Origin of the sequence: uncultured Imperialibacter sp., assembly GCF_963974565.1 — a bacterium.
In the GTDB taxonomy this organism is placed as follows: Bacteria; Bacteroidota; Bacteroidia; order Cytophagales; family Cyclobacteriaceae; genus Imperialibacter; species Imperialibacter roseus.
On the sequence record NZ_CAXBCJ010000015.1, the window covers coordinates 1 to 26,008 of the forward strand.

The 26,008-nt window shown below is 46.8% G+C and carries 11 protein-coding genes; 5 read left to right on the forward strand and 6 right to left on the reverse strand.

Annotated elements, in window-relative coordinates:
* Positions 1 to 450: 450 nt before the first annotated feature.
* The 3 genes from AAC052_RS19135 to AAC052_RS19145 form a co-directional block, all read right to left on the reverse strand.
* Positions 451 to 1,086 carry a hypothetical protein gene (locus AAC052_RS19135; RefSeq protein ID WP_339815067.1) on the reverse strand — a complete coding sequence of 212 codons (636 nt, stop codon included), beginning with the start codon at positions 1,084 to 1,086 and terminating at the stop codon, positions 451 to 453.
* Between the two features lie 8 nt (positions 1,087 to 1,094).
* Positions 1,095 to 9,773: a DUF6443 domain-containing protein gene (locus tag AAC052_RS19140; protein WP_339815068.1), complete on the reverse strand. Its 8,679-nt coding sequence runs from the start codon at positions 9,771 to 9,773 to the stop codon at positions 1,095 to 1,097.
* Between the two features lie 157 nt (positions 9,774 to 9,930).
* Positions 9,931 to 13,242, reverse strand: coding sequence for an RHS repeat domain-containing protein (locus AAC052_RS19145; RefSeq protein WP_339815069.1), 3,312 nt, complete (start codon positions 13,240 to 13,242; stop codon positions 9,931 to 9,933).
* A 511-nt stretch (positions 13,243 to 13,753) separates the two neighbouring features.
* Here AAC052_RS19145 and AAC052_RS19150 point away from each other — a divergent pair.
* From AAC052_RS19150 to AAC052_RS19170, 5 genes are read left to right on the forward strand one after another with little or no spacing between them, the layout of a single operon-like run.
* A complete protein-coding gene (locus AAC052_RS19150; RefSeq protein WP_339815070.1) occupies positions 13,754 to 14,803 on the forward strand; it encodes a hypothetical protein in 1,050 nt (349 codons plus the stop codon).
* A 1-nt stretch (position 14,804) separates the two neighbouring features.
* Positions 14,805 to 15,785, forward strand: coding sequence for a tail fiber domain-containing protein (locus tag AAC052_RS19155; RefSeq protein WP_339815072.1), 981 nt, complete (start codon positions 14,805 to 14,807; stop codon positions 15,783 to 15,785).
* The gene (locus AAC052_RS19160) at positions 15,782 to 16,996 is read left to right on the forward strand and encodes a hypothetical protein (RefSeq protein ID WP_339815074.1); all 1,215 of its coding nucleotides are present in this window, start codon (positions 15,782 to 15,784) and stop codon (positions 16,994 to 16,996) included. The genes AAC052_RS19155 and AAC052_RS19160 overlap by 4 nt, the downstream gene beginning before the upstream one ends.
* A gap of 6 nt (positions 16,997 to 17,002) precedes the next feature.
* Positions 17,003 to 18,214, forward strand: a complete 1,212-nt coding sequence (locus AAC052_RS19165) for a hypothetical protein (RefSeq protein WP_339815076.1) — start codon at positions 17,003 to 17,005, stop codon at positions 18,212 to 18,214.
* Positions 18,211 to 19,332 carry a hypothetical protein gene (locus tag AAC052_RS19170; RefSeq protein WP_339815078.1) on the forward strand — a complete coding sequence of 374 codons (1,122 nt, stop codon included), beginning with the start codon at positions 18,211 to 18,213 and terminating at the stop codon, positions 19,330 to 19,332. Before AAC052_RS19165 ends, AAC052_RS19170 begins: the two co-directional genes overlap by 4 nt.
* Before the next feature lie 166 nt (positions 19,333 to 19,498).
* Here AAC052_RS19170 and AAC052_RS19175 read toward each other — a convergent pair whose 3' ends face one another.
* The 3 genes from AAC052_RS19175 to AAC052_RS19185 are packed head-to-tail and all read right to left on the reverse strand — an operon-like array spanning position 19,499 to position 25,921.
* Complete coding sequence (locus tag AAC052_RS19175) at positions 19,499 to 21,178, reverse strand: CRTAC1 family protein (protein WP_339815079.1); 1,680 nt, start codon at positions 21,176 to 21,178, stop codon at positions 19,499 to 19,501.
* A 20-nt stretch (positions 21,179 to 21,198) separates the two neighbouring features.
* A complete protein-coding gene (locus AAC052_RS19180; protein ID WP_339815080.1) occupies positions 21,199 to 22,548 on the reverse strand; it encodes a vanadium-dependent haloperoxidase in 1,350 nt (449 codons plus the stop codon).
* A gap of 16 nt (positions 22,549 to 22,564) precedes the next feature.
* Positions 22,565 to 25,921, reverse strand: a complete 3,357-nt coding sequence (locus tag AAC052_RS19185; RefSeq protein WP_339815081.1) for a VCBS repeat-containing protein — start codon at positions 25,919 to 25,921, stop codon at positions 22,565 to 22,567.
* Positions 25,922 to 26,008: the final 87 nt, after the last annotated feature.

Consider the following 26,008-nt stretch of genomic DNA (forward strand, 5'->3'; position numbering starts at 1 on the left):
AAGTCGTTTAATCACAACTTTACACGAAACTCAGCAAAATGTTCGGACAGAAGTGAAATATATTAAAACATCTCCCATGTTGGTTCCAGGGTCATACTCGTTAAATTTCAAAATCACCCCTGGCCGAAGTCATATATTGGCTAATAGCGAAAAGTAAAGAAGCTACAAGTTTCAGGAAAAAAACCGTAGGCCTGCCCAGTCCGACCGGGGCACTAGTCGCTAAACTTGCGGCATTGGGGGTGTAGCCTCCCTCGTTATAGTTATAAATGATACGAGTCAAAGACTCGCACCAGCGTTCGCTGCTGTTGTTGAACCTTGCTGCTAGGACTAGCGGGGGGCTGACACAAAGTATGATTTGGAAGTCTACCTAGTGCATATCCACGATAAAAGCCAACTCGATAATCTGACCAAAGACCAGACTATCGAACTGCTTAAAAAGGCTGCGCTGATCTAGTAAGAACTCAAAAACTCCTCTCGATCAAAATAGGGGATAATTTCATTTTTCATCATGAGAGCAAAAGGGTCATAGGGGTATTTTTCCAATACTGCTTCAACTTCCCTAAACCCGACTTCCTTGCCTTGCATAAGCATTATCAAAAAAACCCTACTAACTCTTGCATTGACATTATCCTCATTTGCTTCAATCCTCTGGTCATATGCTTCTAAGGCCTGTCTGTATTTTAAATCTGCAGAGTCAAACTTCTCCAATCGATCATAAATATATCCCTGAATGGATAGCCCTTCAGCATAGTATGGTTTCTTGTCAATGATGATTTGGAGTACTTGGATTGCAGAGTCTCGTTTTCCTTGTTTTATTAAAAGTGTCGCCAGATTAGCATAACCCATATAATAGCTACTATCTATTTGAATGGCTTTCGCCAAATATGATTTTGCCACATTTTGAATAGAATCATTTTCTTGCGATTGAAAAAATACCCTCATAGCCTTATTATTCAATGCAATCGCCATGGAATCATAAACCACAACAGAATCTTGAGCAACAGAGGATTTCTCTTTCATTTCTTGCGAGTTGCAAGAAATGACACCAAACAAAAAAGCTAAAAGTATTAGATCAACGTTCTTCATAATTCAAATTACTTAGGTGACAGATAACCTGGGTTGTAAAAGGGAATATTTAGAGTCCTACTCAACCCTGGCATTGGAACTGCCGCTCCTTCTGGCCCTCTGAAAATGTAGCTAATATTCAATTGCAAACTAACATTTCCGCTATGAGGCAATGTGAATGAGGAAAGCCCTATTGGGGTCATTCCGGTTTCATAAACCAAATTATTCGGAACAACTAAACTTTGTGATTTACCAGCAACACCATTCACAACAAGATTTACACTTCCTGTAAAAGTCACATCACCAGCTAAACTTGCAGAAGTTTTCCCAGAAGCACCAATATGAACAGACCATGTACCATCAGGGTTACTTACAATTCTGTAACTCCCTTTAGCTGTAAATGACCCAGCCACTCCTATGCCTTCTACCGGTAGAAATGCTTTTTGAAAGAAATTGAAATTTAAGGTTTGTTCCTCATACAGATTACCGCCCTGTTCGATCTCCCCATTTGGTTGATCTTCACTTTGTTCAGTGGATTTCCCATCAGAGTCTCCGTTCGAAGAATCATTTTTTGTTTTATCACCACTCTTATCTGAGCTCGAAGTGTAATTTATTTTCTCCGTATCTATTCCTGTGAGCCCAACACTCCTATTAGCAAACCTCTCCGCTCTTCCGCCCATATCTTCCCGATGTCTTTCCAGGTTCTCTTTTGCAGTCCTTCCATCTGGGTCAATGAACCTCAGCGGGTTGTTCAGTGCCCAACTATATGGGCTTTGAGAATAGAACTTCTCCGCCATGGGGTCTATCTGCCAGGTGCGCATTAGCTTCCTGTCCAGCCCCCTCCATTCAAAGTCAAAGATATCCAAATCCAGCTCTGATATCAACTCCTTGTTCTGGTAAAGGTACTTGTTGGCAACGCCCGAAACATAGCTATTGAAGGTGTCGCCTCCCAAATTGTAATCATCATACTGCACCACCGGGTGTTCAATATGGGTGATCTTCAGGTCGTCGAAGTATACCTTATCTCCGGGGCTTTCGTTGGCCACGTAGATAAAGAGGTAGCCCTTCCTGTTGGCCACTTTTTCCAGCGTCAGCATTTCCCAGTTATTGGCGGCCGCTCCGCTGGTCATCACATCAAAGTCGTAGCCGTTGTACATAGCCGAGTCGAATTCAAAATTCTCCCCAAAGAACATGTAGTTCAGTGTGGCGTTGGGTACCCCATCGGGCGAGTCGTTTCCGAGCACACCCAGTGCGCCTGCGTAGTTGCCCAGGGCTGTCAGCAGCGGTCCGCCACCTTCTGTTAAGCCAAAGGTACCCGAAAAGGCCCCGGCTATGGCATTGCCCAGCAGGAAGGGGTTTACTATGGTTTCGTTACCCGGCATGTCCACAAACTGAGCAAACACTTCTATTCTCACGGTGTCGCCTTTGTTTACCTTCAGCACTTTGGCAGGGCCTACCAGCGTAGTGTCTCCATATAAATAGGCTGCATAAGAGGCAGCAGTAGAGTCGGTATGGTTGTGGAGCATGTCCTGGTGCCGTGTGCCAAGGTTGTCAAACATGTCTTCGTTCGCTTCCTTCTGAGCATTATAAGTCTCCATGGTGGCCAGGTACACGATTTCATCATTCCCCCGCAATGCAGAAAACGTAGTCCGGGTGTTACCCAAATGATCCTTCAGGTGGTACTGGTAGTCGGGCATCCAGGGCCCAGCTGGTTGACTGTTTTCGGTGGCCAGGTAGTTGACAATTCTGCCCTCATCGGTGAAGATCGTATGGAGCACACTGTCCTGATACAGGAATTGGCCATGGTAGAATTTTTTCCTCGTCACAGTGTCCTCCATGGTCTTTTGCTTGAGCTTGGCACCAGCGGCCGTGTAGGTGTTCACGATCTTGTTGCCATTGTTCCACTCGATGGTGTCGGGCAGGTTCAGGTAGTTATACCTGATACTTTTGATGTCTTTGTTCAAGTCCCGATCAAGGTTGCCGTTGGCATCATAACTGTATTCATTTTCGACGTCGATCGTGTTTTTGAATCCCCTGGCCGCATCGCCTGAGTCAGTTACCTTGGTTAGCTTATTACCAAAGTAATTGTAGGCAAGGTTATCGATCATGCCAAAGGTATTCTCGAAAGTGATGCCATTCTGAGCGGTGAGGCCATTTCGTTCCAGAGCCAGGATATTGCCGTTGTCGTCGTAGCCTCTCAGCTTCACCTGATAGCCGGTTGCGTCGTGTGTCCAGCCAATGTTGTTAGCCACATAGTCGGCCATTTTGATCCGCTGCATGTCGTCGTACAGGAAGCCAAAAGCCTGCTTGCGCTCATCAAGCACATTGCGCCAGGTGACACCGGCAATATTGCCATTGAATTGCAATACGTCGAACCCGCTGTTGTAGTGGAGTTCCATCCCAAAATAGTCGTTGCCTTCCAGCTCGGGATCGTTGATGGAGGTGAGCCAACCCCGGGCATTGTAGCGGTAGTCGATGCTTTGTTTGAAAGTGGCACCATTGTCGGTGCTATGGAGGTTCTTGGCCATAAGCTGCCCCAGCTCATTGTAGTCGGCCTTTGCCAGCAGCACTGCACTGCCCGTGTCGAGCTTGTGCGTCACGGTTTTGAGGCGGTTGGCATGGTCATAGTCCATGGCTTTCACGATAGTACGCACGTTGTCTGTCAGCGTCCTCTGGTGTTTACTTACGGTGTTAATTACGTTCCCACTAAAATCGTAGAACATGGCTTGTTTGTCGACCCCACCTTCCAGGTTAGTACTGATGTTTTGAATGGGCCTGTAGCGGTACTCGTAGTAAGTAGCAGATAGAAGCCATTGAGATTCGGTGCCCTCTGGGTTCAGCACCCTCGTTCTGCCGCCAGTTGGAAGGCCTCTTACTGTGTCCAGCCTTTCGGTAACAGCATCCAGATTGGTGTCGAATGCTACAGTATCAGATAGATAGGCATAGGTATCGTAATAGGCAACAGTGCGCAGGTCGGCTTCGGCTACTCCCGGAGGATATGCCGCTCCAATTTTGTAGCCGTAGGTGTAGCCTCCTCCACTCCCTTTGTCAACACTGCGAACTGTAGATGCCATGGCGCTTGCACGCACCGCTTCTACCGAGTCGCTCAGCACCTTGATGCCTGTGATAACAGGCCGGTTGAGTGTGTCATATTTAGTGAAAAGCCATTCATTTTTGCTTCGAAGGTTACCATCTTGTGTAAGCACGAGTCGGTCCCATTTGTCGTACACCATGTACACCCAGGCGGCACCCGGTACTTTTTTGGCTATCATGCGGCCACGCTCGTCGTACTCGTAGAAGTAGACCATATCCGTGATAACCTCAGAGTCAAGTGCTTGGCTGGTGATAAATCCAGCTGTAAATTTCTGTCCATTTTCGGCTTTAAATGAAAAGCCAGGCTTAAGTGTCAATTGTGCACCTTGTTGTATCAGAATGGACTTGCCCTGATATGATGAAACATCATGGTTTTCAGTCACTATCTCATAGTCGCCACTATTAATCACATTGGAAAACGGGAACACACCAGAGATACTATCGAGTTTCGAAACTTGAGGAGGTAAAACCAGTCTCAACTGCCCCATATCATCATAAGCATAATAGGTATCAAGCGCCCTGTTGGCATCGTAAGTCCGGCTCAGGACGTTGCGTCCCAGCTTGTCTTTGTAGCCAACTGACCGGGTTCCGTTTTCATCGAAGGTTTCGCTTACCAACAGCGCACCCTCAGTGTAAGCACCGGTCACTCGATAAACGGCACTAGCACCAACCCCTTGCACACTCAATACCTTGATAGAGTCGTCAAGCAGCATCGTGTTACTTCTTAAGTTGCTCTGCTGGGTGTGGCGGCCAGCGAGGCTGAAATCCTCACCAGCGTCAGTGCCGCCGGGGTACCAGGCCCTTCCAGGGGCTGCTTTTTCCAATACTTCGTTCAAGGGAGAATTGTCGTACCGTATGCTTCCGAAGGGAACGGTTTCAGTTACTGTGCCTACTGTTGTAGGATTTTTGTAAAAATTGTATTGCTCGGCCAGTGCATTCATGCGATAGCCGCCAGAAGTAACGCCCTGCTCAGCATAAGGCAGATATTCTCTCACCACTCTGCCAAGAGAGTCGTAAGCTGTTACCGTGATCATGTCATTGTACAAAGGCGAAGCACCTTTGGCAACAGTTTGCACCGCTCTGCCCAGGCCGTCAAGGTAGGTCGTTACAATACTGACCGAATCCGGCGAAGAGGTAAATTTGATACTACCTGCATCTTTAATGGAATCTCTGGGAACAAAACTGCGCACATAGTTCATTTCCGGTGTCGAGCTGACCGTTGCCGGTGTCAGGTTAGGAATCGGCGGCAAAGAATTATTGCCAGCATCGGGCCTATTATTCCATTTAAAAAACGAAACGACAACACTTTCAGCGGTTTGCCCGTCTGGAAGTTCTATCTCAGTTTTGTAGCGGCCACTTTCACTTACAGTAAGGGAAGAACTGGTTTGACCACTTATCGCTGATCCATCTTTGTACCACGCTATCGCTGGATAGTTTGAGGTTGAAAGCTGTAGGGTGGCAGTTTCATTTACTTCCAGATACTGCGGCCCAGTTTGAGTAACCAGAGGCAGGTCGTACACATAGGCCGCAATCGTCACGAAAGTTGTGCCGGGGCATCCATCGCCAGACAGTGACTTTACCAGGAACTGCGTGGTGGCAGCTGTTACGTCTATGGTAAACTTGCTTCCGCCTTCTTGCAAAATGGTGGTGTCGGCCGCTGCGTACCAAACACATTCCTGCCCCCCATTGGCAGAAAAAGTAACTGGGCCCTGAGCAAATCGATAGACATCGCTAACCACAGGAGTAGCAGCCAGCGGAAGCCCTGTGCCAGTATAGCTCAGCTGAGGGCCCCAGCAGTTGCTCACCAGTGATCTCAAATAGATGGTCTGATTCTGGGGGACTGTGATCGTCGGGCTGTTGTTTGTCGTTGCCACTCCGAGGTTTTCCGTCTGCCAGTACCAATTGGTGCGGTCGGGGTGTTTGGAAAGCACGTCCTCGCCACAGCTCTCCTCAACGATGAAGGTCACTTCCTCCAGCTCCACAATATTTACTTCGAATGTTGTGCTGAGCGGAAAATTAAAACAGGCTGTATTGTGGACATTTGAAACCGTGTATGCTCCCGACTTGGTGGGGACAAAACTAAAGCTGTAGGGTGTGCCAGTAGCGATGGTAATGTTGTCGGGGTCTTTCCAAACAGGCGTATCATTTCCTCCTGCCAACTCCATGGCCAGAGACTGTCCCGGGCAGATGGAAATTGGTGCAGAGTAAGGGGCTGAATCTATTGAAAGTGATAAAGTATCCGGAATATAGATAGCGGCTGTGACAGTTGTGCCCGGGCCTTCACATCCGTTTAGAATTGCCCTCACCTCAAAAGTAGCACTGTCAACAGGATTAGAAAAGAAGCCAGCGTCTGGCTTAAAGCTTGATGTGTAGACTCCAGATGATTCACTCGTAGTTACAGAAGAGCCCAACGGCTGACCGCTATGGTACCATTGATGGAAAACCGTGGCCCCTGGGTCTGTTGTTGTTGTTACAGCAAATGCGGGTAAGGCAGCGTATTCGCAGTAGGTAAAAACGTCGGATGCATCGGGAGCTAATGGGCGAGGCTTCGCAATAATTTGCACCTCGTCGCTGTAGGCAATACCGCAGGCAATACTATTATACCTTACTCTTACCTTGCTGTCTACTGTGATATTTTCAAAGACACCGGTAAGATTCGTTGTCCAATTTACATCAGTGTTCGTTGGGCAGCTTCCCCCACTACATATTTGCCAAAAAAAGCTAGCATCAGTTGGCTCATAAACTGCACCCGAGACGGTGAGCGTAATGTTGTCGCCTGTGCAGATGTAATTCATTGATGGTTGGTCGATGCTACCGGCCTCCAGTAGTCTAAAATCGGCCTTTACTACATTGGAATACTTTTCCGCACCTCCACATTCCGAGGTGACGGTTCTTTTGAACCAAGTGTCGGACGAAACTGAAAAACTCGAGAGAGAGCTTACCCCATCTGCAATTGGCGTGCTTGACCAATGTGCAGGATTGTTAACGTCTGGGTTGGCAACATTTGAAGCGTACCAGCTGTAGTGATAGTTGCCTCCTCCGCCTACTGCCGGGCCAGTCGATGATATGCTGATTGATACGGGTTGGCCGGTATCGCAAATCGGATCAATAGCGCTAATGCTGCCGCCGGTCAGCGTGCCTGCGATGTTTACTGTTACCGTACCTCCTGAATTCGTAAAGCTACTTTGACAGCCCGATTTAACCTGGCGTTGAAAGGTATAAGTAGTGCCTGCGGTCACATTACTAATCAAATTGAATACATTGTGCATTGAGGCTGAATCGTTTGTTACCAATGTTTGGTAACCTGACCCGGAATTATAACGCCATCTGTAAGTGATATTGCCATCGCCACCGCTTGCGTCCACGTTGGAGATCAGATTCGTGTTCTCTCCCAGACAAATATTTCTGGTGTCGGTGGGGATTGAGCCAGCGGTCAAAGCTGGGTACACGTTAATTGTTACCTGAGATGTGTTTTTAACTCCACAAGAACTATCGTTGATGGTAGCTCTCACATATGTTGTTTGTGTTATATTATTATAGGTTGAGCCAGAACCCGGGTTATTACTCCAATTACTTTCATTCCCGCAACCACTTGTACAAAGCTGCCAAGTCACAGGGCCAGAGTTACCAGAAATGGTGAACGTTTTGTTTGACCCAGCGCAAACAGTTACGGAACTGCCACCGCCTATACTGCCAGCCGACGTAGAGTATACATCCACAGACATATCTGAACTAAGCGGACCATAACCGCAACTTGAATAAACATTTCTTCTATACCACGTTTTTGAGGTAATGGTCTCAGGTGGATCATAGGATGCTGTCGTAATGCCGAGATTTGCAGACCAATTAACACCATCGTTTGACTTTTGCCAGGTATATGTGTAACCACCTCCCCCGCCTGTCGGAGTGGCTCCCGAAATGAGCCCCGGCGAAGTACCTGTACATATGTTTGGCATATAGTTGAGGGTGCCTGCGACGAGACTAGCCCCAACGACTATAGTCAGCTCGTTAGATGCACTCCATGAAGGATTGCAAGTAACGTCATGCGCAAGCCTTCGATAGTAATAGGTATTTCCAGCTGGAATTTGACCAACAGGGATGGTATATGACGGCTGATCAGCACCGGCCAAATTAATATTTTGATAAGTACCACCTGCTGACGTTTTGTTTTGCCATTGGTAGCTAATCGTTCCTTTACCCCCAGCACCATTGGCTGTACTGGTTAGTTGTATTGTGCTATTAGCACAGTAAGTACCCCCACCATGACTGACACTCCCTGGACTAAATGGTTGACTCACCGTTACAGTGATTGCATTACTGTACCTTACCCCACAAGAGCCGTCATTTAGTTTGGCTCTAAACTGAGTGTTTGTAGTAAGGTTGCTAAAGCTGCTGGCAGCAGTTGACCACCCACTGTCAGTTGTTGTGGAGCATCCAGCGGTACACTTTTGCCAGGTGACAGCACCTGAGTTGCCGGTTATACTGAAGCTTCCTCCTGTGTTATAGCAGATATCGCTGTTGCCAATGGATATAGTTCCTGCCGTTGTCGTGTATACATCAACATAGGCAGAAGTACTCAACGGGCCGAACCCACAATTTGATGTAACGGTTCTTCTATACCATGTCTTTGAAGTGATGTTTTCAGGAGGATCATAGCTTGCCCCCGTGGCACCAATATTACTTGACCAATTAACTCCATCATTGGATTTTTGCCATGTATAATAATAGGTTCCACCACCTCCCGTTGGTGCAGCGCCAGAAAAGACCCCTGGCGAGGTTCCGCTACAAATGGCAGAAAGATTATTAAGTGTTCCCGCAGTAAGGTTGGCACCTACTGTTACCGTGAGTTCGTTTGATGCGCTCCATGACGGATTACAAGTGAGATCATGAGCAAGTCTTCGATAGTAATAGGTGCTCCCTGCAGGTATTTGACCTACAGGAACGGTATACGATGGTTGATCGGAGCCTGGGCCCGAAGTGTTTTGATAAGAACTTGCTGGGCTGGTTTTGTATTGCCAAAGGTAAGAGATGCCTCCATTTCCACCGGAAGCATTAGCAGTACTGGTAAGTGATACGGTACTATTTGCACAGTATTCACCTCCATTATGTGATATTGTTCCGGATGAAAAGCTTGGGTAAACAACGATGTTTTTGGTCTTGGAAACACTCGAAGAACACGCTCCGGTTGACGAGGCAGTAATTGTCGCCGTTCCCTGGAAACTAGCGCCCCAGGTGACAACACCTGATGTGCTGATTGAATTCCCGCTTCCCGTCACAGACCAACTTACGGCGGTACTGTTATTGTATACACCGACACTTAAACTAGTAGTTCCTCCTCCCTGGCATCTGGTACTTATTGGCGAAGATATTTCATCCATGCTCACAAGGCTGCTGACAGTAATTGCAGGAGATTGAAATTGTCCGCTTCCATTTATTTCTTGAGCGTACAACTTAAACGAACCTCCTTGGTGAAAAGAAACAGTGACTGTGTGAATATCATCGGCAGTTGAGGAAGATGCCGGAAAAGTCACCGTTGGGACAGCTCCTGGTAGGTCAGTATAGTAATTGATTTGGCTAGGCGCAATATCCTGATTGTAGTCAATCGTAAATGTCACAGTATTATAGGGGCAAGTAACTTTTGGGAGTCCAGTTATCTGCTTATCGAGCGCCAAGCCTGATTGTGCGGCTGCACCAAAACAAACCATTGTTAAGACCAGTATGACTAGCCCTAACCCAAGTATTTTCTTAGTTAGTGAATGCATAGTTGTTGGCCTAGTTAGTTGAGGTTGTATAATGATACTCGAGCTTCTTCAGGACATTCTTTTTGGCATCTTCTATCCTCGTCAATCTCCCTAGGTTATCATAGTAGAAGTAGGTCGTAAACCCATTAGGGTCTGTTTCCGATGTTTTTCCATACAAAGGATCATAGGTGTACGATGTCACCATGGCGTAAGGCAAAGCATGCCTGAGAATGTCCAGCCTATCTCTTAGGGCCTGTTCATCCAGGTTTTGTAGCGCAGAGAGCGTAATGCCCAGGTTCGACACTACGGTGCTAGAATCGCTGTTTTCAATTTTAGCGACAGGGTAAGTATTGTCGTACCCCCATAGATAAACCGTATTCACATTATCGGTCAAGCTGGCTTCAATAATGTTCTGTGTAGCGGCATCATAGTTAATATCCAATTTTTTTATGTACGACAATCCGCTTGGAATCGGAATTGCTCTATTATGTATCACCGGTGTTTTTGGCACATTGGTTTCCAATTGATAAACCTCCACAGGCTTCCCGTATTCATTAAGGTGACTGACCTTGCCGGCGATTAGCTGATTGTTTTTGTAGTACTCTTCCTTGATTGGAATCCCTATGATGTGGTTATCCTTTAGCTCAGCAACGTCCCAAACTGTGTTGTCAAAATCGGCGGTGTACCAATAACTTGTTTGATAGGTATTGCCCTCGCTGTCAGACGTTACTTTGCGGCTAAGTTGCTGATGATCGTTATTCAAATTATCATAAAAATAATTGGTGGTTACCTCTGTGGAATTGGACGGGTCAACAACAGAGTAGAGCCGCTCCGTTGACGACGTCATTTTCTTTATCCCAGAGTAAATATTGTAGTCGAAGTAGTAGAAATATGTAGAAGGATCAGAGGCCTGTTGGGCTCCCAAATCGCAATCTCCAGTCATTGATATCTTTCGTCCGACTTTAGTTCCGATGACTGAAGTTTGACCAAAAATTGTGTAACCGCTTGACGTTTCTTTCACCTTCGACCCTTTCGCAGAAAAAACGGAAGCAAGTACTTCATCTCCCCCCCGCCAACTGTTGTTCATTTGATATCGCCCATTATTATAGGCTTCATCGGTTCCCATAAATTCATCTTCTTCGACATCAAAATAGTGAACAGTCCTTCCAATAGGGGCGTCCTCTCCTCCCTCATAAACAGTTACCTGGGAATAAATGACCGGTGCACCGTTCAACGTACTCAAGTCATAAACCGGTCTCCCGGTGATGAGCAACCTTTCTGTGGCACAGTCAAGTTGGCAATCTGTCGCCCCCAGGTGGGTAAGGTTTACCACCAACTTTTGTTTCGAAGTGGCCAAACCATCTGTTGGAATTAACAAGGTTCCTATACCGTCTTCCAACTCGCCATATTTATATTTTCTAGTGATCGGTGTGGCGCCCACTGAAGTATAATCCCTCATTTCCTTGACCCTTAGCCCCCCGGCGATCTTTAGGTCGTCCTCATATTCATCCCAAAAAACTTTCCCCTTGGAATAAGCAGCCCCTTGTAAGAGAGGAGAGTTAGTTGTTCCCTTCGATGTAACTTTTAATTCATAGGTCTGTCCTACGTTAAGTAGCACCCAATAGTCTTGAGTGAATACACTTGGGTAAGCTGGCTCATATATTGATCTGTCATAGATATGGTTGACTAGCAAAGAGCCTCCAACCTTTCTAAAAGTAACGGTTGAGGGAGAAGGGCTCCCGTCAATATCATCTGAGCAAGTGGCGGTTATTTTAGCCCATCCGGTTTGCTTAGCAGTGAAAAAAGTGACACTGTCTAACAGGTTAGTTGTATCGCCAACTTGGCCTGAAACTGCCTCTATGGTCTTAGAATACTTTTTAGGGCCGATATATTGATGAGGCTCATAGTCAATTTCAGAATAACCGCCTGTTGGGTAATCTATCCTGTTCAAAATTCCAGCCTGCATCGCAGTCGCATTTGGGTTTCTGCTACCGCTTCCCACGTTAAATGGATAACCGGCCAATACAATAGTTTCAGATGGGATAAAGCTTTGATTTGCAGTTTGGCCATTTGAGAGGCCCCACCAATCTTGATTGAGGCTTCCAACAGAGGGCAGGTTTACGGTTTCGTTGTAGGAAAACCTATGGCTTTTGATCGTATCTGGTTGAGTCCCCTTTTCATGAATTCCGTCCAGTCTTAACCGATACTTACTATAACCAGACCCAGTAGCTGACACGAAGTGGTCTGTTTCAAATATAAATTTTTTGGCTAAAATCAGCCCTCCAACCGGACCCATCGAATAAATACCAATACTGCCAAGTCTGGATCCCGGGGCATCCTGACGTCCGGTAAGAGAGGTAAAAACCACTTTCCCATTGGAAAAAACTATTTCAGTCAGCCTAAGCGGCGCATAAGATCTCGAAGTTGAGTTTGGTGTTGGTGTATCATGAGTATTGGGGGCTGTAGGAGGGCCAGCAGTTGCGCAAATTGCGCCGATGGTTTCACTATAGTTGACACTATAATCAATATAGGCTGGCTCAGCAGAAGAATAGTGAAATTCAATGTGATCAGTACCATCCACTGAGTAAATATCTGACAGGTAGTAGCTGCTATTGTATGTTTCATTGTCAGGTCCGAGGGTCGTCGTTTCCACACTTCCGAAGACATAGCGTGTGCCAACTTCATCTCTAATCTCAAAATGTCCATTAACAAACTTTATATCCAGCGGCTCTTGTGGAATCAGAACAGGGTTTTGGCTGTCATTTTGAGCGTAAACAAACTTGCCTGAACGGCCGTTAAAATTATAAAAATAGTAGTCGCTCTCACCATCTCCGCTGTGATCAGCATAGGTTAGCAAATACTCCTCATCGTCGATTCCAACTTGAGAGTGGCTTTTAATATTATTGCTCCAAAACCCACCCTCGTCAGATTTACCAACCACACTTCTGGTGATTACACCCCCTGCATTTAATGACCAACCGAGCCCTACCCAGGATGCAATCTCATTTACCTTAACACCAGAGGCATGATAGCTCACTGAGATTGGCACCTGCAAACTCTTAGTCTTTATGGTGTACAAGGGGATATCTATTTGTGGAACCCCTGTATGAAGTCCCACAGGGATGCTGCCGTATTTACCAAGGGCAGCAGCGTCGGGAGAGGGTGGTATGACTGATGGCACCGCAATACTTTCCTGTGCCAAAACTAACTGGGGCGTCACATAATACGCCAGTAATAAAATTAAGAAGCATCTTGAGCATTTCAGCAAACGGTCGCTCAGTAGTGGGCAGAAACCACTTCGCTGTATTCGCTCCAGCTTGGAGGAATTTGGAACATCTTTCATAGCAGTAGGTTGAAAATTAGGTCAGTCACTTTCGGCACGACCCTTCTTTCATAGCCAGAAGCAGGGAAGTTGAATATGTGCGAAAAATAACCTTTACAATTAGCTTTAATTAATTTTAAAAATCAATACGCTGCATCAGTTTTTACAACTATTCTGATTGAATAAGACAAAATATACTCCCTGGTATCCTATTCACATGGGTGTAAAAACAGCTTAGTTATCAATGAAAAAGCCCCATTTCACCCATTAAAGACATTATTTTAGCCTTTTTATGGTCTGTTGATAAAAAATTTCCAACTATCTGTAGTACATGAAAATATAGGTGAGGGTTGAATTTATAGTCTGTGCACTGCCATTTTGTAATTATTTTTCTATTTATTGTTTTACAATTTTGCTATAATAAGTGTAATATATAACTTACTCTTTGCAGCTTCTCTGGTTTGGCTTATTCCAATATTGAAGGCAAAACCTGCGTAGCCGCCAAGACCTTTTCAACCTAGTACCTATTGAGATGAAGAAGACCAGCTATTTTGTTGTTTCGCTCCTATTGTGGGCGTTCGCACCCAATGCCAGTGCACAGGTAGTGACTGACCAAGTGAAAGTGATTGAGGGGCTCAACGGCCGGGCGGCCATTGGCACCGAAGTATTGGATCCCAATGCCACACTGACTGTGGAGGGGAGTACCACTGTAAATGGAGACATAAGTGCAAGCGGAGCAATTTCTTCTTCAAGCGTCTCGGCCTCTACCGGAACCTTCAGCAATGTGGTGGCCCTGGGCAGATCAGTTTCTACCAGGGGGTCTTTTACGGTGGGTGGCAGTAGTAGCTCGTTTTATCCGGTGCAGTTTCAATCTGATGCCCCCGGGACGGCAAGTTCCAATGAGCTGCACATTTATAGAAGCAACGTGCATACCAATGGGAGTTGGAAAGGAACCTTCAGCATTTACATCCAATTTCACCCAACGCAATACGGTCATTTTGGACAAAACCTTGAAAGAATCATTTATCAAACCGGAAATGGGAGCCCGTACCATGACCCCGTAGGAGACATTAAAGATGGGAGTAACTCGGGAGGCGGACGTGACCTGATAGTCTGGCTGAGGGGTGGGGCAACTTATGAATGGAATAATACCGGACCAACCGGGCCATGGACGTTAGCCAATGCGAACACCGGTGGTAGTAACATAGTCGACAGTTCCAACCGAACCTGGGGGGCCATTACGTCCCAAACAGGCATTGTATCAAATGCCAAAAACAGAATGTACTTGCCAGATGCCGGCATTAGGGCAAAGCACTTTGTCTCGGATACCCAAACCTATGCCGACTTCGTCTTTAAGCCCGAATACAAACTCCCGGAGCTAAAGGATGTGGAGCAATTTATCAAGGCGAACCAACACCTCCCGGACATCCCCGCCGAAGCCGAAGTAATGCAAAACGGTATGGATCTCGCAGCGATGAATGTGAAGCTCCTACAGAAGGTGGAAGAGCTAACGCTCTACATCATCGATCAGAACAAAAGGATAGAAGCGCTGGAAAAAAAGGAACTCTCAAAACACAAATGACATGAAAAAACCACTTCAACTAGCTAGCACCATCATATTTCTGTTTTTCAATCAATCATTTGGGCAAATCTATACTGACGAAGTGCAGGTGGTGGAGGGGTTGGGGGGCAAGGTGGGGATAGGAAGAAGTACTCCAGGGGCTATTTTGGACGTTTTTGGTAGCAGTGCCGATGCCAGCGCTTTGCGGATTTCTCAGTCTAACCAAAATACTGCAAATGGAGTTACTGGAGCCCTCGCAACTGCAGGAGCAGAAATGCAGTCAATAGAATTCTACTATTCCGGAGCCGCTCCAAACTCAGTAGTTGGAAAGATTGCACTGGTCAACCATAATACAGAAGGCACCGGTTGGTACGGCATAGATTATCGGTACGATGCCGGGTTAAGTTTTTTTACCTCTAATGGAAATACGCTGATTGAAAGACTGACCATCAAGCACAACGGGAACGTTGGCATCGGCCTTGCCAATCCCTCTGAAACACTCTCCGTTAACGGCAACGCTTCCAAATCTTCGGCTGGTGACTGGGTAGCCAATTCAGACGCCAGGCTAAAAAAGAAAATCACTCAACTCAGCGCCCCCGAAACGCTTGATAAACTTCTCCAGCTCAAAGGCGTCACCTACGAATGGGCCGACGACAAAACCGGCATCAATCGCCCAATTGGTATCCAGTACGGCTTCACCGCTCAAAACATCCAGGAAGTGTTTCCAGAACTCGTGGAAGAAGACAACTTGGGCTACTTGCAAACGGCCTACGGCACTTATGATGCTATGCTGATTGAGGCGCTCAGGGCGCTGAATGAGAAGATTGAGAGACTTGAGGTGGAAAACGAAACTCTTAGAGCAACAGCCTTAGAGTTAAAAAAATCGGATGATCAGCAGCAACTATCTATTGCCTCGCTTCAAAAACAAATTCAAGAGCTGGCAGCCATAATCACTAGCACTCAACCAAGGGAAGGTATCACGCTTAAAACATCAGAAAAATGAGAAAGGCACTTCTATTCAGTTTGCTTGCGATAGCAAGCCATTTAGCTTACTCCCAGCAAAACTACTACGATGTCACTCCAGGCGACGGCTATGGACTCAGGTTCTGGGCAAGCGATTGGTATAAAATACACATGGGAAATGGGAACGAGTATCATTTTGGCCCGGTCACTTCACATAGTATTAAGTCAAATATGACAGCAGATGCTGGGAGGGGTTGGACGTGGGGAGTTAATGGACAAACGCCTGTTGCAGGACTAAGTAATGCAGGGCATTTGAAAATAGCGGGTAACTTCTCCATGATGGGTCAACTGGATGTAAATGGAGTCTCTACCTTAAAAGGCATTAGAATTCCGGGCGTGTACAATGTTGGACAATATGACGCTGCCATCGAAATGGAAATTTCTAACAATTCATACAATGCAATAAGAACTTGGAAAGGGACGACAGAGCTTGGTAAAATTCATTTTTTTGATACCGGTTGGGGCTCTTCGCAACCCTTCAACTCCGCCGGGGCTATTAACATAGACGGTGCCACAGCAGTAACACTTGGTGTTTACAATGATCAGGCTAAAATGACCTACTTTAGGCGTAGTGACGGATTTGTGGGCATTGGAACGAGTACTCCAAACCAAAAACTCAACATTTTTGACGGGAATATCTCGCTAAGGGTCAAATCAAATAATGACCAGCAGTCAATATTATTCCAGAACTCAGGAAGCAGTTATGTGTGGGCAATATCAAGAAGTGGAAGTACTTTAGGGGATTTGTTATTTAAAGGTGGGGCATCATCAGACCCCAATAGTCTTCCAACACGAGTAATATTTAAAAACACTGGCGAAGTCGCTATCGGTACTTCCACCATATCTCCCGGCTACAAACTCACCGTCAAAGGGGGAATCCACGCTGAAGAGGTGAAAGTAGACCTCAACGTGCCCGGCCCCGACTACGTCTTTAAAGAAGACTACCCCCTCGCCTCTCTCGAAGACACCAAAGCCTACATCGAGCAAAACAAGCACCTTCCCGGAATACCATCGTCCGATGAAATGCAGCAAAACGGAGTGAACCTGCTCGAAATGAATATGAAGCTGCTGGAAAAGGTGGAAGAGCTGACGTTGTATTTGATTGAGCAAAAAGAAATGCATACCAACCTCGAATCAACACTCCTTCAAAAAATTGAAGCCCTAGAGAAAAAACTCAACGATCTTAAGTAGCACACCATGAAAAAATCAGCTATTCTTTCCATTTTTCTTTTTGCATACCAAATCACCTATTCGCAGCAAAATTACTACGACATCACTCCAGGAGATGGCTATGGAGCCAGGTTTTGGTCAAGTGATTTGTATAAGATTCACATGGGGAATAGCAGTGAATACCATTTTGGGCCAGTCACCGACTATAGCATTAAAATGAATATGAGCCCGACTCCGATTGGAAGGGGCTGGACCTGGGGCATTGCCGGACAGGCCCCTATTGCAGGTCTAAGTAACGTCGGGCATCTGACCATCGCTGGCGACTTCACATCAAATGGCTCCATTCGAACTGGATCAGGTCTCATTGGCTCTTCCACCAACAATATACAGCTAATGCATGGTTCTGGAACCGACGATAATAACTATGAATGGATCGGGTTTTATTCAGGGATGAGCCGCCAGGGAATTATTCTTTACGACGGAGCTTGGAGTGGGGCAAATAATGTAACCAACGAATTTTCTCTGACGGCTGAGAATGGGAATAAACTCTCACTAAACACTGATGGCAATGACATAGCCCTGATGCCGGATGGAAATGGGAAAGTCGGGGTTGGAACAATGATACCAGAGTCCAGACTGCATGTTACCGATGTTGACAGAATGGGCATTCAATTAGGTGGGCCAAGCACGTCACAAGGTGCTGTGGCCGATTTAATCTTTAAAACAAATGATGGAAACAAGGTAGGGGACACAAAATACTGGTATTGGAGCTTCAGAACGGATACGTGGAGTGGATATCAAGGCGACCTTGTCTTATACGCCAATGACAACAGCACTTATACCAGTCCAATTATTATTCAAACTGATGGCGATGTAGCTCTGGCTACAGGCGCAGGAAGCGGGCGAAATGGAAACGTCGGGATCGGAACCATTAACCCCGACTCCAAGCTCACAGTAAAAGGAATCATCCATGCTGAAGAAGTAAAAGTAGACCTCAGCGTGCCCGGCCCCGACTACGTCTTTGAAGAAGACTATCCCCTCGCCTCTCTGGAAGATACCAAAAAATACATCGAGCAAAAAAAGCACCTGCCGGGTATCCCCTCCTCCGCTGCAATGCAGCAAAACGGTGTGAACCTGCTGGAAATGAATATGAAGCTGCTGGAGAAGGTGGAGGAGCTGACACTGTATTTGATAGAAATGCAAAATAAAATCGATCAACTAAAAAAACACAAGCCATGAAACTATCATCGATCATTGCCTCGGTTGCCTTATGTGTGTTTGTTATTCCGAGTTTTGCTCAGACCAATACTTTTCCTTCTTCAGGAAACGTAGGGATTGGGACTATTATGCCCTCGACGAAATTACAAGTGAATGGGGAGCTGACCCTGGAAAGGGGAGCAGACCCATATCTCTTCACAAGCACTTCAAGTGTTGATCAATATAGATATGTCCAATTTCTGAATTCTGTGTATTATGGAAGTGCCGCTGGGATAAAAGCCGGAGGTATGCTGGTGGCAGACACTTACGCCTATGCAAATCCCGAAAGAAATGATCTGGTGGTAAAAGGGAAAATTGGTATTGGTACGGCGAATCCAGTTAGAAGATTGCAGGTAAATAACATTATAAGGTTGCACGACGATGCCGCAACCCATAAAGGACAATTGGAGTTTGGATTATCCGATGTCTTTTTGGAGAACAACCCAACTGGTACACACCCAGGAAATGTTCTTCTGCGAAACTGGAATGGAACTGGATACAATGATGCACTTTTCGCAAAATATGACGGAAATATTGGACTAGGAACTACAAACCCACTGAACAGACTCCAAATTGGCCCTAACCCAAATATGTACAATGGTAATGACCTTGTTGTCAGCAACACAAATGGATCATTTGCGATACATAACCTAAGTTCAGAGACATATTTGTGGAGCTATTCCAATATTTCTGTTAAACCAGGAGGTTCCCTTGCTATTTATGCCCAAATCGACGGAAATGTCGGCATCGGCACCTCTGACCCCGACTCCAAACTCACAGTCAAAGGTGTTATCCACGCCGAAGAGGTAAAAGTAGATCTCAACGTTCCAGGCCCAGATTACGTGTTTGAGGCTAATTACCTCCTTTCCTCCCTTGAAGACACCAAAGCCTACATTGACCAAAACAAGCACCTGCCGGGCATTCCTTCCTCCGATGAAATGCAGCAAAACGGAGTGAACCTGCTGGAAATGAATATGAAGCTGCTGGAAAAGGTGGAGGAGCTGACGTTGCATTTGATTGAGCAAAATAAACAAATTCAAGAGCAGCAAAAACGCATTGAAGCCCTCGAAAAAACCGAAAAGACCACCAAGAAAAAATAGGTTCAAATCCGTCTAAATATCCTCGCAACATTGGCGAATCAAGCGAAACTCAAATCATAGCCATAATTCACCCCAAACATAGCCATGTTTGGGGTCAAACATGGCTATTTTTAGGAAGAAAGTTAACTATGTTTAGGGCGAAAGATAGCTATCTTTTCTGGCGGAGCTACTTTCGACCTATTTTCCCCATAACAAAAGCCGCCAGTACCGCTGTGACAAAACCCAACCCAACCATCACTGGCCAGCCGAGGCCTTTGCTTTCTTCCTCGGTCACTGTGAGCAATTGATTGGCCGCTTGGTTGACCAACACCTGCCTCTTTCCCCCCAGCCAGGTAACGATGACCGAGTCGGCGACCGCCGAGGCTCCCAATCCGAAGTGGGCTTGCAGCGAGTTTTGCGACAAATGGCTGGAACCTCCATCTATTTCCCGCATCATCTTTACACCGCCTGCTACTACCTCCACTCTGGAGCCCAGCCCATTTAATTCGGAGTCTGTTCCTTTCAAAGCAATCTTGAGCCAGTTGCCGCCCTTGCTATCGTTTCGAAACAGCCGTGTGCGGGACTCCACAGGGAAATCTAGCACTGGCTTTTGGCTTACATACAGAATATCGAGGTCGCCATCGTTGTCCATGTCGAACACCACCGACCCCCTGCCCACGCCGTAATCGTTGAGGCCGAGCAAATGGGCCTTGTCGGTGAACGCCCCTTTGTCATTCTCGAAAAAGAAGTTGGCCATGGGCACGTCGTTGGGATTGAGGTCGCCGTTGGTCACGAACAAATCAACATCCATATCATGATCAAAATCGGCAAAGTTGGCCCCCCAGCTAATGCTCACAAAGCCCATCCCCAAGTCCCGGGCTTTATCTATAAATGGCTTGCCAGCCCCTTGATTCACCATGAAGCGGTTGAAGCGAATATTGGTGACATAGTAGTCGAGAAGGCCGTTGTTGTCGTAATCCCCGACTGCAATCCCCATGGAATTGATTTTGAGATCCATCCCAACCTCCTCAGCAACATCAACAAACCTGTCGTCGGGGTAGCGGTTATTCAACAGCACATTGGGGGTGGCTTTGTACCCAAAGTCGTGGCTGACAAATATATCCGGATCATGATCGTTGTCGTAGTCAGTAAATACTCCTCCAAAACCGAAACCACGGAATTTTAATCCATAATCCTCATATTCATTGGTGAAGTATTCGCCGCCATGGTTAACCATCAGATACCCCTCTGCTGTTGAGCTGGCATTAACGATGGTGGCATCGTTGATGGCACTCAATTTTCCCTCATAGGCCAGAAAGTAGTTGCCGATGTAAATGTCAGGATAACCATCGAGATTGAAGTCTCCAAAGCTGGCCCCGGTGCTAAATGACTGCAGGTCCTTTAGCCCGTATTCCTCAGTAGCATCCCGAAAGGTTGAATTGCCATTGTTAATAAACAAAAGATTCTCCGCCCTGGGAATTTGTTGAGAACTGTCTTTTAAAGTAATGGTCGTGACGAGCAAATCCGTCCAGCCGTCTCTGTTGACGTCGGCGCTTGCGGCGCCCTGGGTCACGTAAGCACCCGTAACAACCAGGCCGGATGAGGCATAAACGTCCTTAAAAGTGCCGTCTCTGTTGTTCAGGTAAAGGCGATCTTTTTCCATTCCACTAGTGAGAAAAAAATCGTCCCAGCCGTCATTATTGAAATCAAACACACAAATACCTCCGCCAAACATCCCCTCATAAACCACAAACTGGTGATAGTCAATGCCGGCCTCTTCGGTTACATCCTTGAAGCTCAACTGAGCCTGGGCAGTGCAAGTTACCAGAGCAAGGCAAACCAACCAGATGACCTTCAGTTTATTCATAATAGTGCGCACGAGCTAACTTATTCGTTTTTCCAAATCAATGTATTCACGTTCTCCGCAATTCTGGCTCCCTCAGTAAGCCCTATTTCATTGTCGTAATGAGAATGAATGCCACCATAAAACCGGGAGTTGGCTGTTTCCTCAGCTACCTGCCAGAAGGAGTCGTATTGCCTCGGCTTAAAGTCCACGTCTCTGAGCTCATCTCTTTTGCGCCCCACATGAGAGCTATCGGTAAACGAAAATCGCTCACCGAACTGATAAATGAGGATAGTGGCAGCGGTTCCGGCATTGGTGGCGTGCCCGGATGGAAATGCGGGAAAGGGCGGGTCGGGCCAAAATGACACCCAACCGGGCTCCACATGGTGGTTGATAAAACTTGACGGCCGCTCCGATACATGTTCGTACTTCCACTTCCAGCATTCAATGAATGCATCGGCCACAGCAATACCCATTTTGGCATAGGTTTCGGCGCATTTGATCAAATCCGGGTTCTTTGCTTTCAAAACCGCAGTAGCTATATAATAAGAGTGGCCCGGCGGTGTAAATGTATCAGCCGGATCATCTCCCCACCATAGCGCCGCTTCCTTTTCCTCCTGCGTTAGCTCTTTGTCCTTTTCGTACACCTCCATGAACTGCGTGTAATAGGGGGAACCTGGTGTTGTATCGTGTGGAATCAACTCCGGCGTAGGAATACGGCTGTTTTTCTCTAAAAAAGTGCGGTTGTCTCCCCAATGGGGGTGCAACGGATAATGGCTGATAGATTGCGCATACAGCGGCGGCTCCCAACGCCCTTCGCCAGTAGGAAGCTTCAGGTTTTTATCGAAGTTTTTCAAGTAGCCCCTGTGACCCCCGTCCGTCTTTGACCATTCAAAAATGGCTTCAGCTATTTCCCTGCCATATGCCACAGACCGCTCCGCAACTTCAGCATCAACCTCCCCGGAAATCTGATCAAAAAACAAGGCCTCCAGTGAATCTACCTTCAACTTGTTCTCATCAGAAGTTTGGTTGTAGATGCGCTTGATGATCAAAGCCTGACCTGCGTTGAGCGCCGCAAGCCAATCATACTCGGCTCCATTTTCAGGCAGAGGCAAGGCTTCCAGTTCATTTAGCTGCCCGGCCATGCTATGGTACGAAGGATAGCCGTGCACAATGGACTCGTACATCGTCAACCCTATATACCCAAAGCATCGTGAGGCATAAGTCGGCGAATTGGCTGGGGTGTTTTTGGTGATGTAAATAGAGAGCTCTCCCCACCCGGTTGCCATTTCCTGCGGCGTAAATATTTTCCTCTTGCCAGCGGAACAGCCGAAAACAAGGCCTATGGCCACTATTGAGCAAAGGCGGAAGAAATGGTGATTGAAGCGTTCCATAAGTCTTCAATGGTTTTTAGTCATTAAAAATATAAGCTTTCATTTTTCCCTGGCAAACCCCAAACAACAGGAACTTGTCAACTTGCACTACGTTGCGCACATCGCCCTTCAGATTGAAACCTGAACCCGGCTGGCTCACATAGGCAAATTCCCCGTTCCCCTTGCCTTTGAACAGCGCACCGTAATTGGCGTCAAATTTCCCTACCCTCAGCTTGCTGTAGCTATTGTTGCCACAAAGTAAAATGTCGTCCTTGCCATCGGCGTCAAAGTCCAGGACTGTGATGGTATGAACGGGCGAGTATTGCGCCTCCACAGGCAGCGGCTTCTCAGTAAACTTGCCATTGACCTGGCCCAGAAAGACTGACGTCTTCATAAAATTGGCTTGCATGTGTCCGGCGTTTTCAAGCTCTTCCGGCGAGAAAATGTCGGCCAGAGTAACTCCGGCATAGCTTTTATAATTATTGAATTTTCGCCGAAATGAGCTGAGCTGATCGAGCAGCTCATCTCTGGTGGCACTTGGATAACTTTTGCCTTGCACGAAGTAGCAAAAGATGGGGTCGACAGATCCGTTATTGTCGAAGTCGTCGAAGTAAATTTCTGCCGGCGTGGCTTCGGAGACGCCAAACTGTGTATTTATTCCGAGGTTGCCCACCAGCAAATCGGCAACCTCGTCGTCGTTGATGTCGGCAACAGTGAGGGTATTCCACCACCCCTCGTAAGATTTGTCAAAGTACTTTTCGGTAGCAAGCAAAAAGCCTTTGTCAGTATTTTCAAATACTGTGACTGGCATCCATTCACCCACGACGATCAGGTCCTGCCTTCCGTCCTTGTTGATGTCGAGCCAGGCGGCATCGGTGACCATACCTAATCTTTCGACGCCCGGTGCCAGTGATGCTGTCTGGTCCGAAAATTTGCCTGATCCTTTATTGATCAACAGGTAGCTTTGCGGAGCCTCCGGATACCTTCCCGGCACCACACGCCCCCCGACGAAAATATCATTGGAGCCGTCTCCGTTTACGTCAGCCACTGCCACTGTCGCATTGCTGCCGCCTACCTGGGGTAGGGCATCTTTGTCTTTTCTGAAATTACCCTTTCCATCGTTGATATATAGCCGATCCAGGAGCGCTACATTATTTGATGTGAAGGTGTGATAGCCTCCACTGGCCACATAAATATCCATGTGGCCGTCGTTGTTGGCATCGAACATAGCGGCATCCGCATCCATACTGGCACTGTCAAGGTCAAAAGCTGCGGTTGCCCTTTTGCGAAAGGTGCCCCCTGCACTTTGCAACCACAATTCGCCTGGTTGACCCACCCCTCCTCCTACATATACGTCTTCAAGGCCGTCTCCATTTACATCGCCTTTGGCCATGGCGGGCCCTCCAAACGACAGCTGATTGATCAGGAGTGTTTGTCTTTTAAAATCGTTGGCGTTGAGTGGCTTGTCCTGATGATTGATAGGAGAGGCCGTCTCCACAAAAAGTGGTTTTATGACTTTGGCTGGCATCGAAACTTCCGATGCATCGGCCTCCGACAAAGCCAACACCTGATTGCTTGCTACATTTGTAAGAATCTGTATCTTTCCTCTGGGCCAGGCTACAATCAGCGTATCCACATTTGCAGCTTCACCCAGGCCAAAATGAAGAACGGGCGACACAGACGACAGATAGCCCCTGGCAGTTATTTGCTCCACCGACTGCTTTTTGCCCTTGATGGAAATGGTCACTTTTGCGCCTAATCCCTGGGTATTGGGCGTCTCGCCCAGGAGCTTGATGTCGAGATAGTTGTTATCGCCATTCTTATCAGCTTCATTTTGATAAATAAATGCAGGCTGGTTGATATTGTTAACGATGATGTCGAGGTCGCCGTCATTATCAAGATCGGCATAGGCAGCACCGTTGCTGTTGGACGGCCGACTCAATCCCCATGCTTGCGTCTGATTAGTGAAATTCAGCCCATCGACATTTGAAAAAATGTAGTTGACTACATTAGATGCCGGCATGTGACTGATGATTTCCAGCACATCCTCCCGCTGCAGCCTGCCCTTGCTCTTCACAAAATCGTCCATGTATTTGATGAAATCCAGGTTGGTATAGTCCCTGAAATACCCATTGGTCACATGAAGATCTTTCCAACCGTTGTTGTCAAAATCGGCCAGGAGTGCCGCCCAGCTCCAGTCGGTATTAGAAATACCCGCAATTTGCCCCACCTCACTGAAAGTGGGGTTCCCGGTGAGGTCATTTCCATTGCTCAACTGCAGCATGTTGCGCATGTACTGATAATGGAAGCCAGACTTAATGTTCAATTCGAACTTGGAGTAGTTATCAGGGGCGAGTAATAGCTTTTGCCTGAAATTGTCTTCTGGCAGCATGTCGAGGGTCACTATATCATTCCAGCCGTCATTATTAATATCGGCCACATCGTTGCCCATTGAAAATTGGCTATTGTGGCCTACGCTTTCCTTCAACTTGTCGGTAAACGTTCCGTTTCCATTGTTTATGTAAAGAAAGTCGGGCACGGCATAATCGTTGGAAATATAGATATCCGGCCAACCATCGTTGTTGATGTCAGAAATGCCAACGCCCAGTCCGTAGGTGAGTGCTGAGCTGCTGATGCCAGCCTTCGTAGTGACGTCATCAAAATGCCCATTGGCTTGCCTGAAAAGCCTTACGCCTCTTAGCTCATCATCTACTTTTAAAATTTCGGCCGTCTTCACTTCATTGAGGACGGGCATTGAACTCGGGTTGTGGTTGAGCAACAATGCATCAAGGTCGCCGTCCCTGTCGTAGTCAAAAAAGTAAATTTGGTTGCTGTAGCCTGCACTGGCCAAACCCAGTTCTCTCCCTTGGTCTTCGAACGTGGGCATTCCATTGGCATCGTTGCCCCTATTGATGAACAACTGGTTTTGCCGACTTTCTTCTTTCATTTGGCCTGAGTAAGAAACATGAATATCCAGCTTGCCATCGCCATTCACATCAGCCATGGCTACGCCGGTCTTCCAGGGCCCGGACCTTCCGCCAACTCCCGCCTCAGCGGTAATATCTTTGAAACGCATACCCCCCTCATTCAGGTAGAGCTTGCTTTCTCCCATATTGGAGGTGAAGTAGAGGTCGATCAGGTCGTCACCATTGATGTCGCCCGCCGCAACGCCACCTCCGTTGTAGAAGTACTCGTACATCAGGATGTTGGTATTCAATCCTTCCTCAAGCTGGTTAATAAAATCTACGCCCGTCTCCTGCTGGGGAAGCAGCTTGAAAAGAGGCGGAGTATCCGGAACAACAGGTTCGGTTCGTTCCTCTTTGGTTTCGTTTTTGCATCCGCAAAAAATCACTATAAAAATGGCCAGAAGAAATCGTGCAGGGTTGTTAAGCATTTGGATCGGTCTTAAACAAAAATATAAAAACCTACACCGAAATACTCCGGCATAGGTTTTTAAAACTTAGATACAACTTACTGAAAC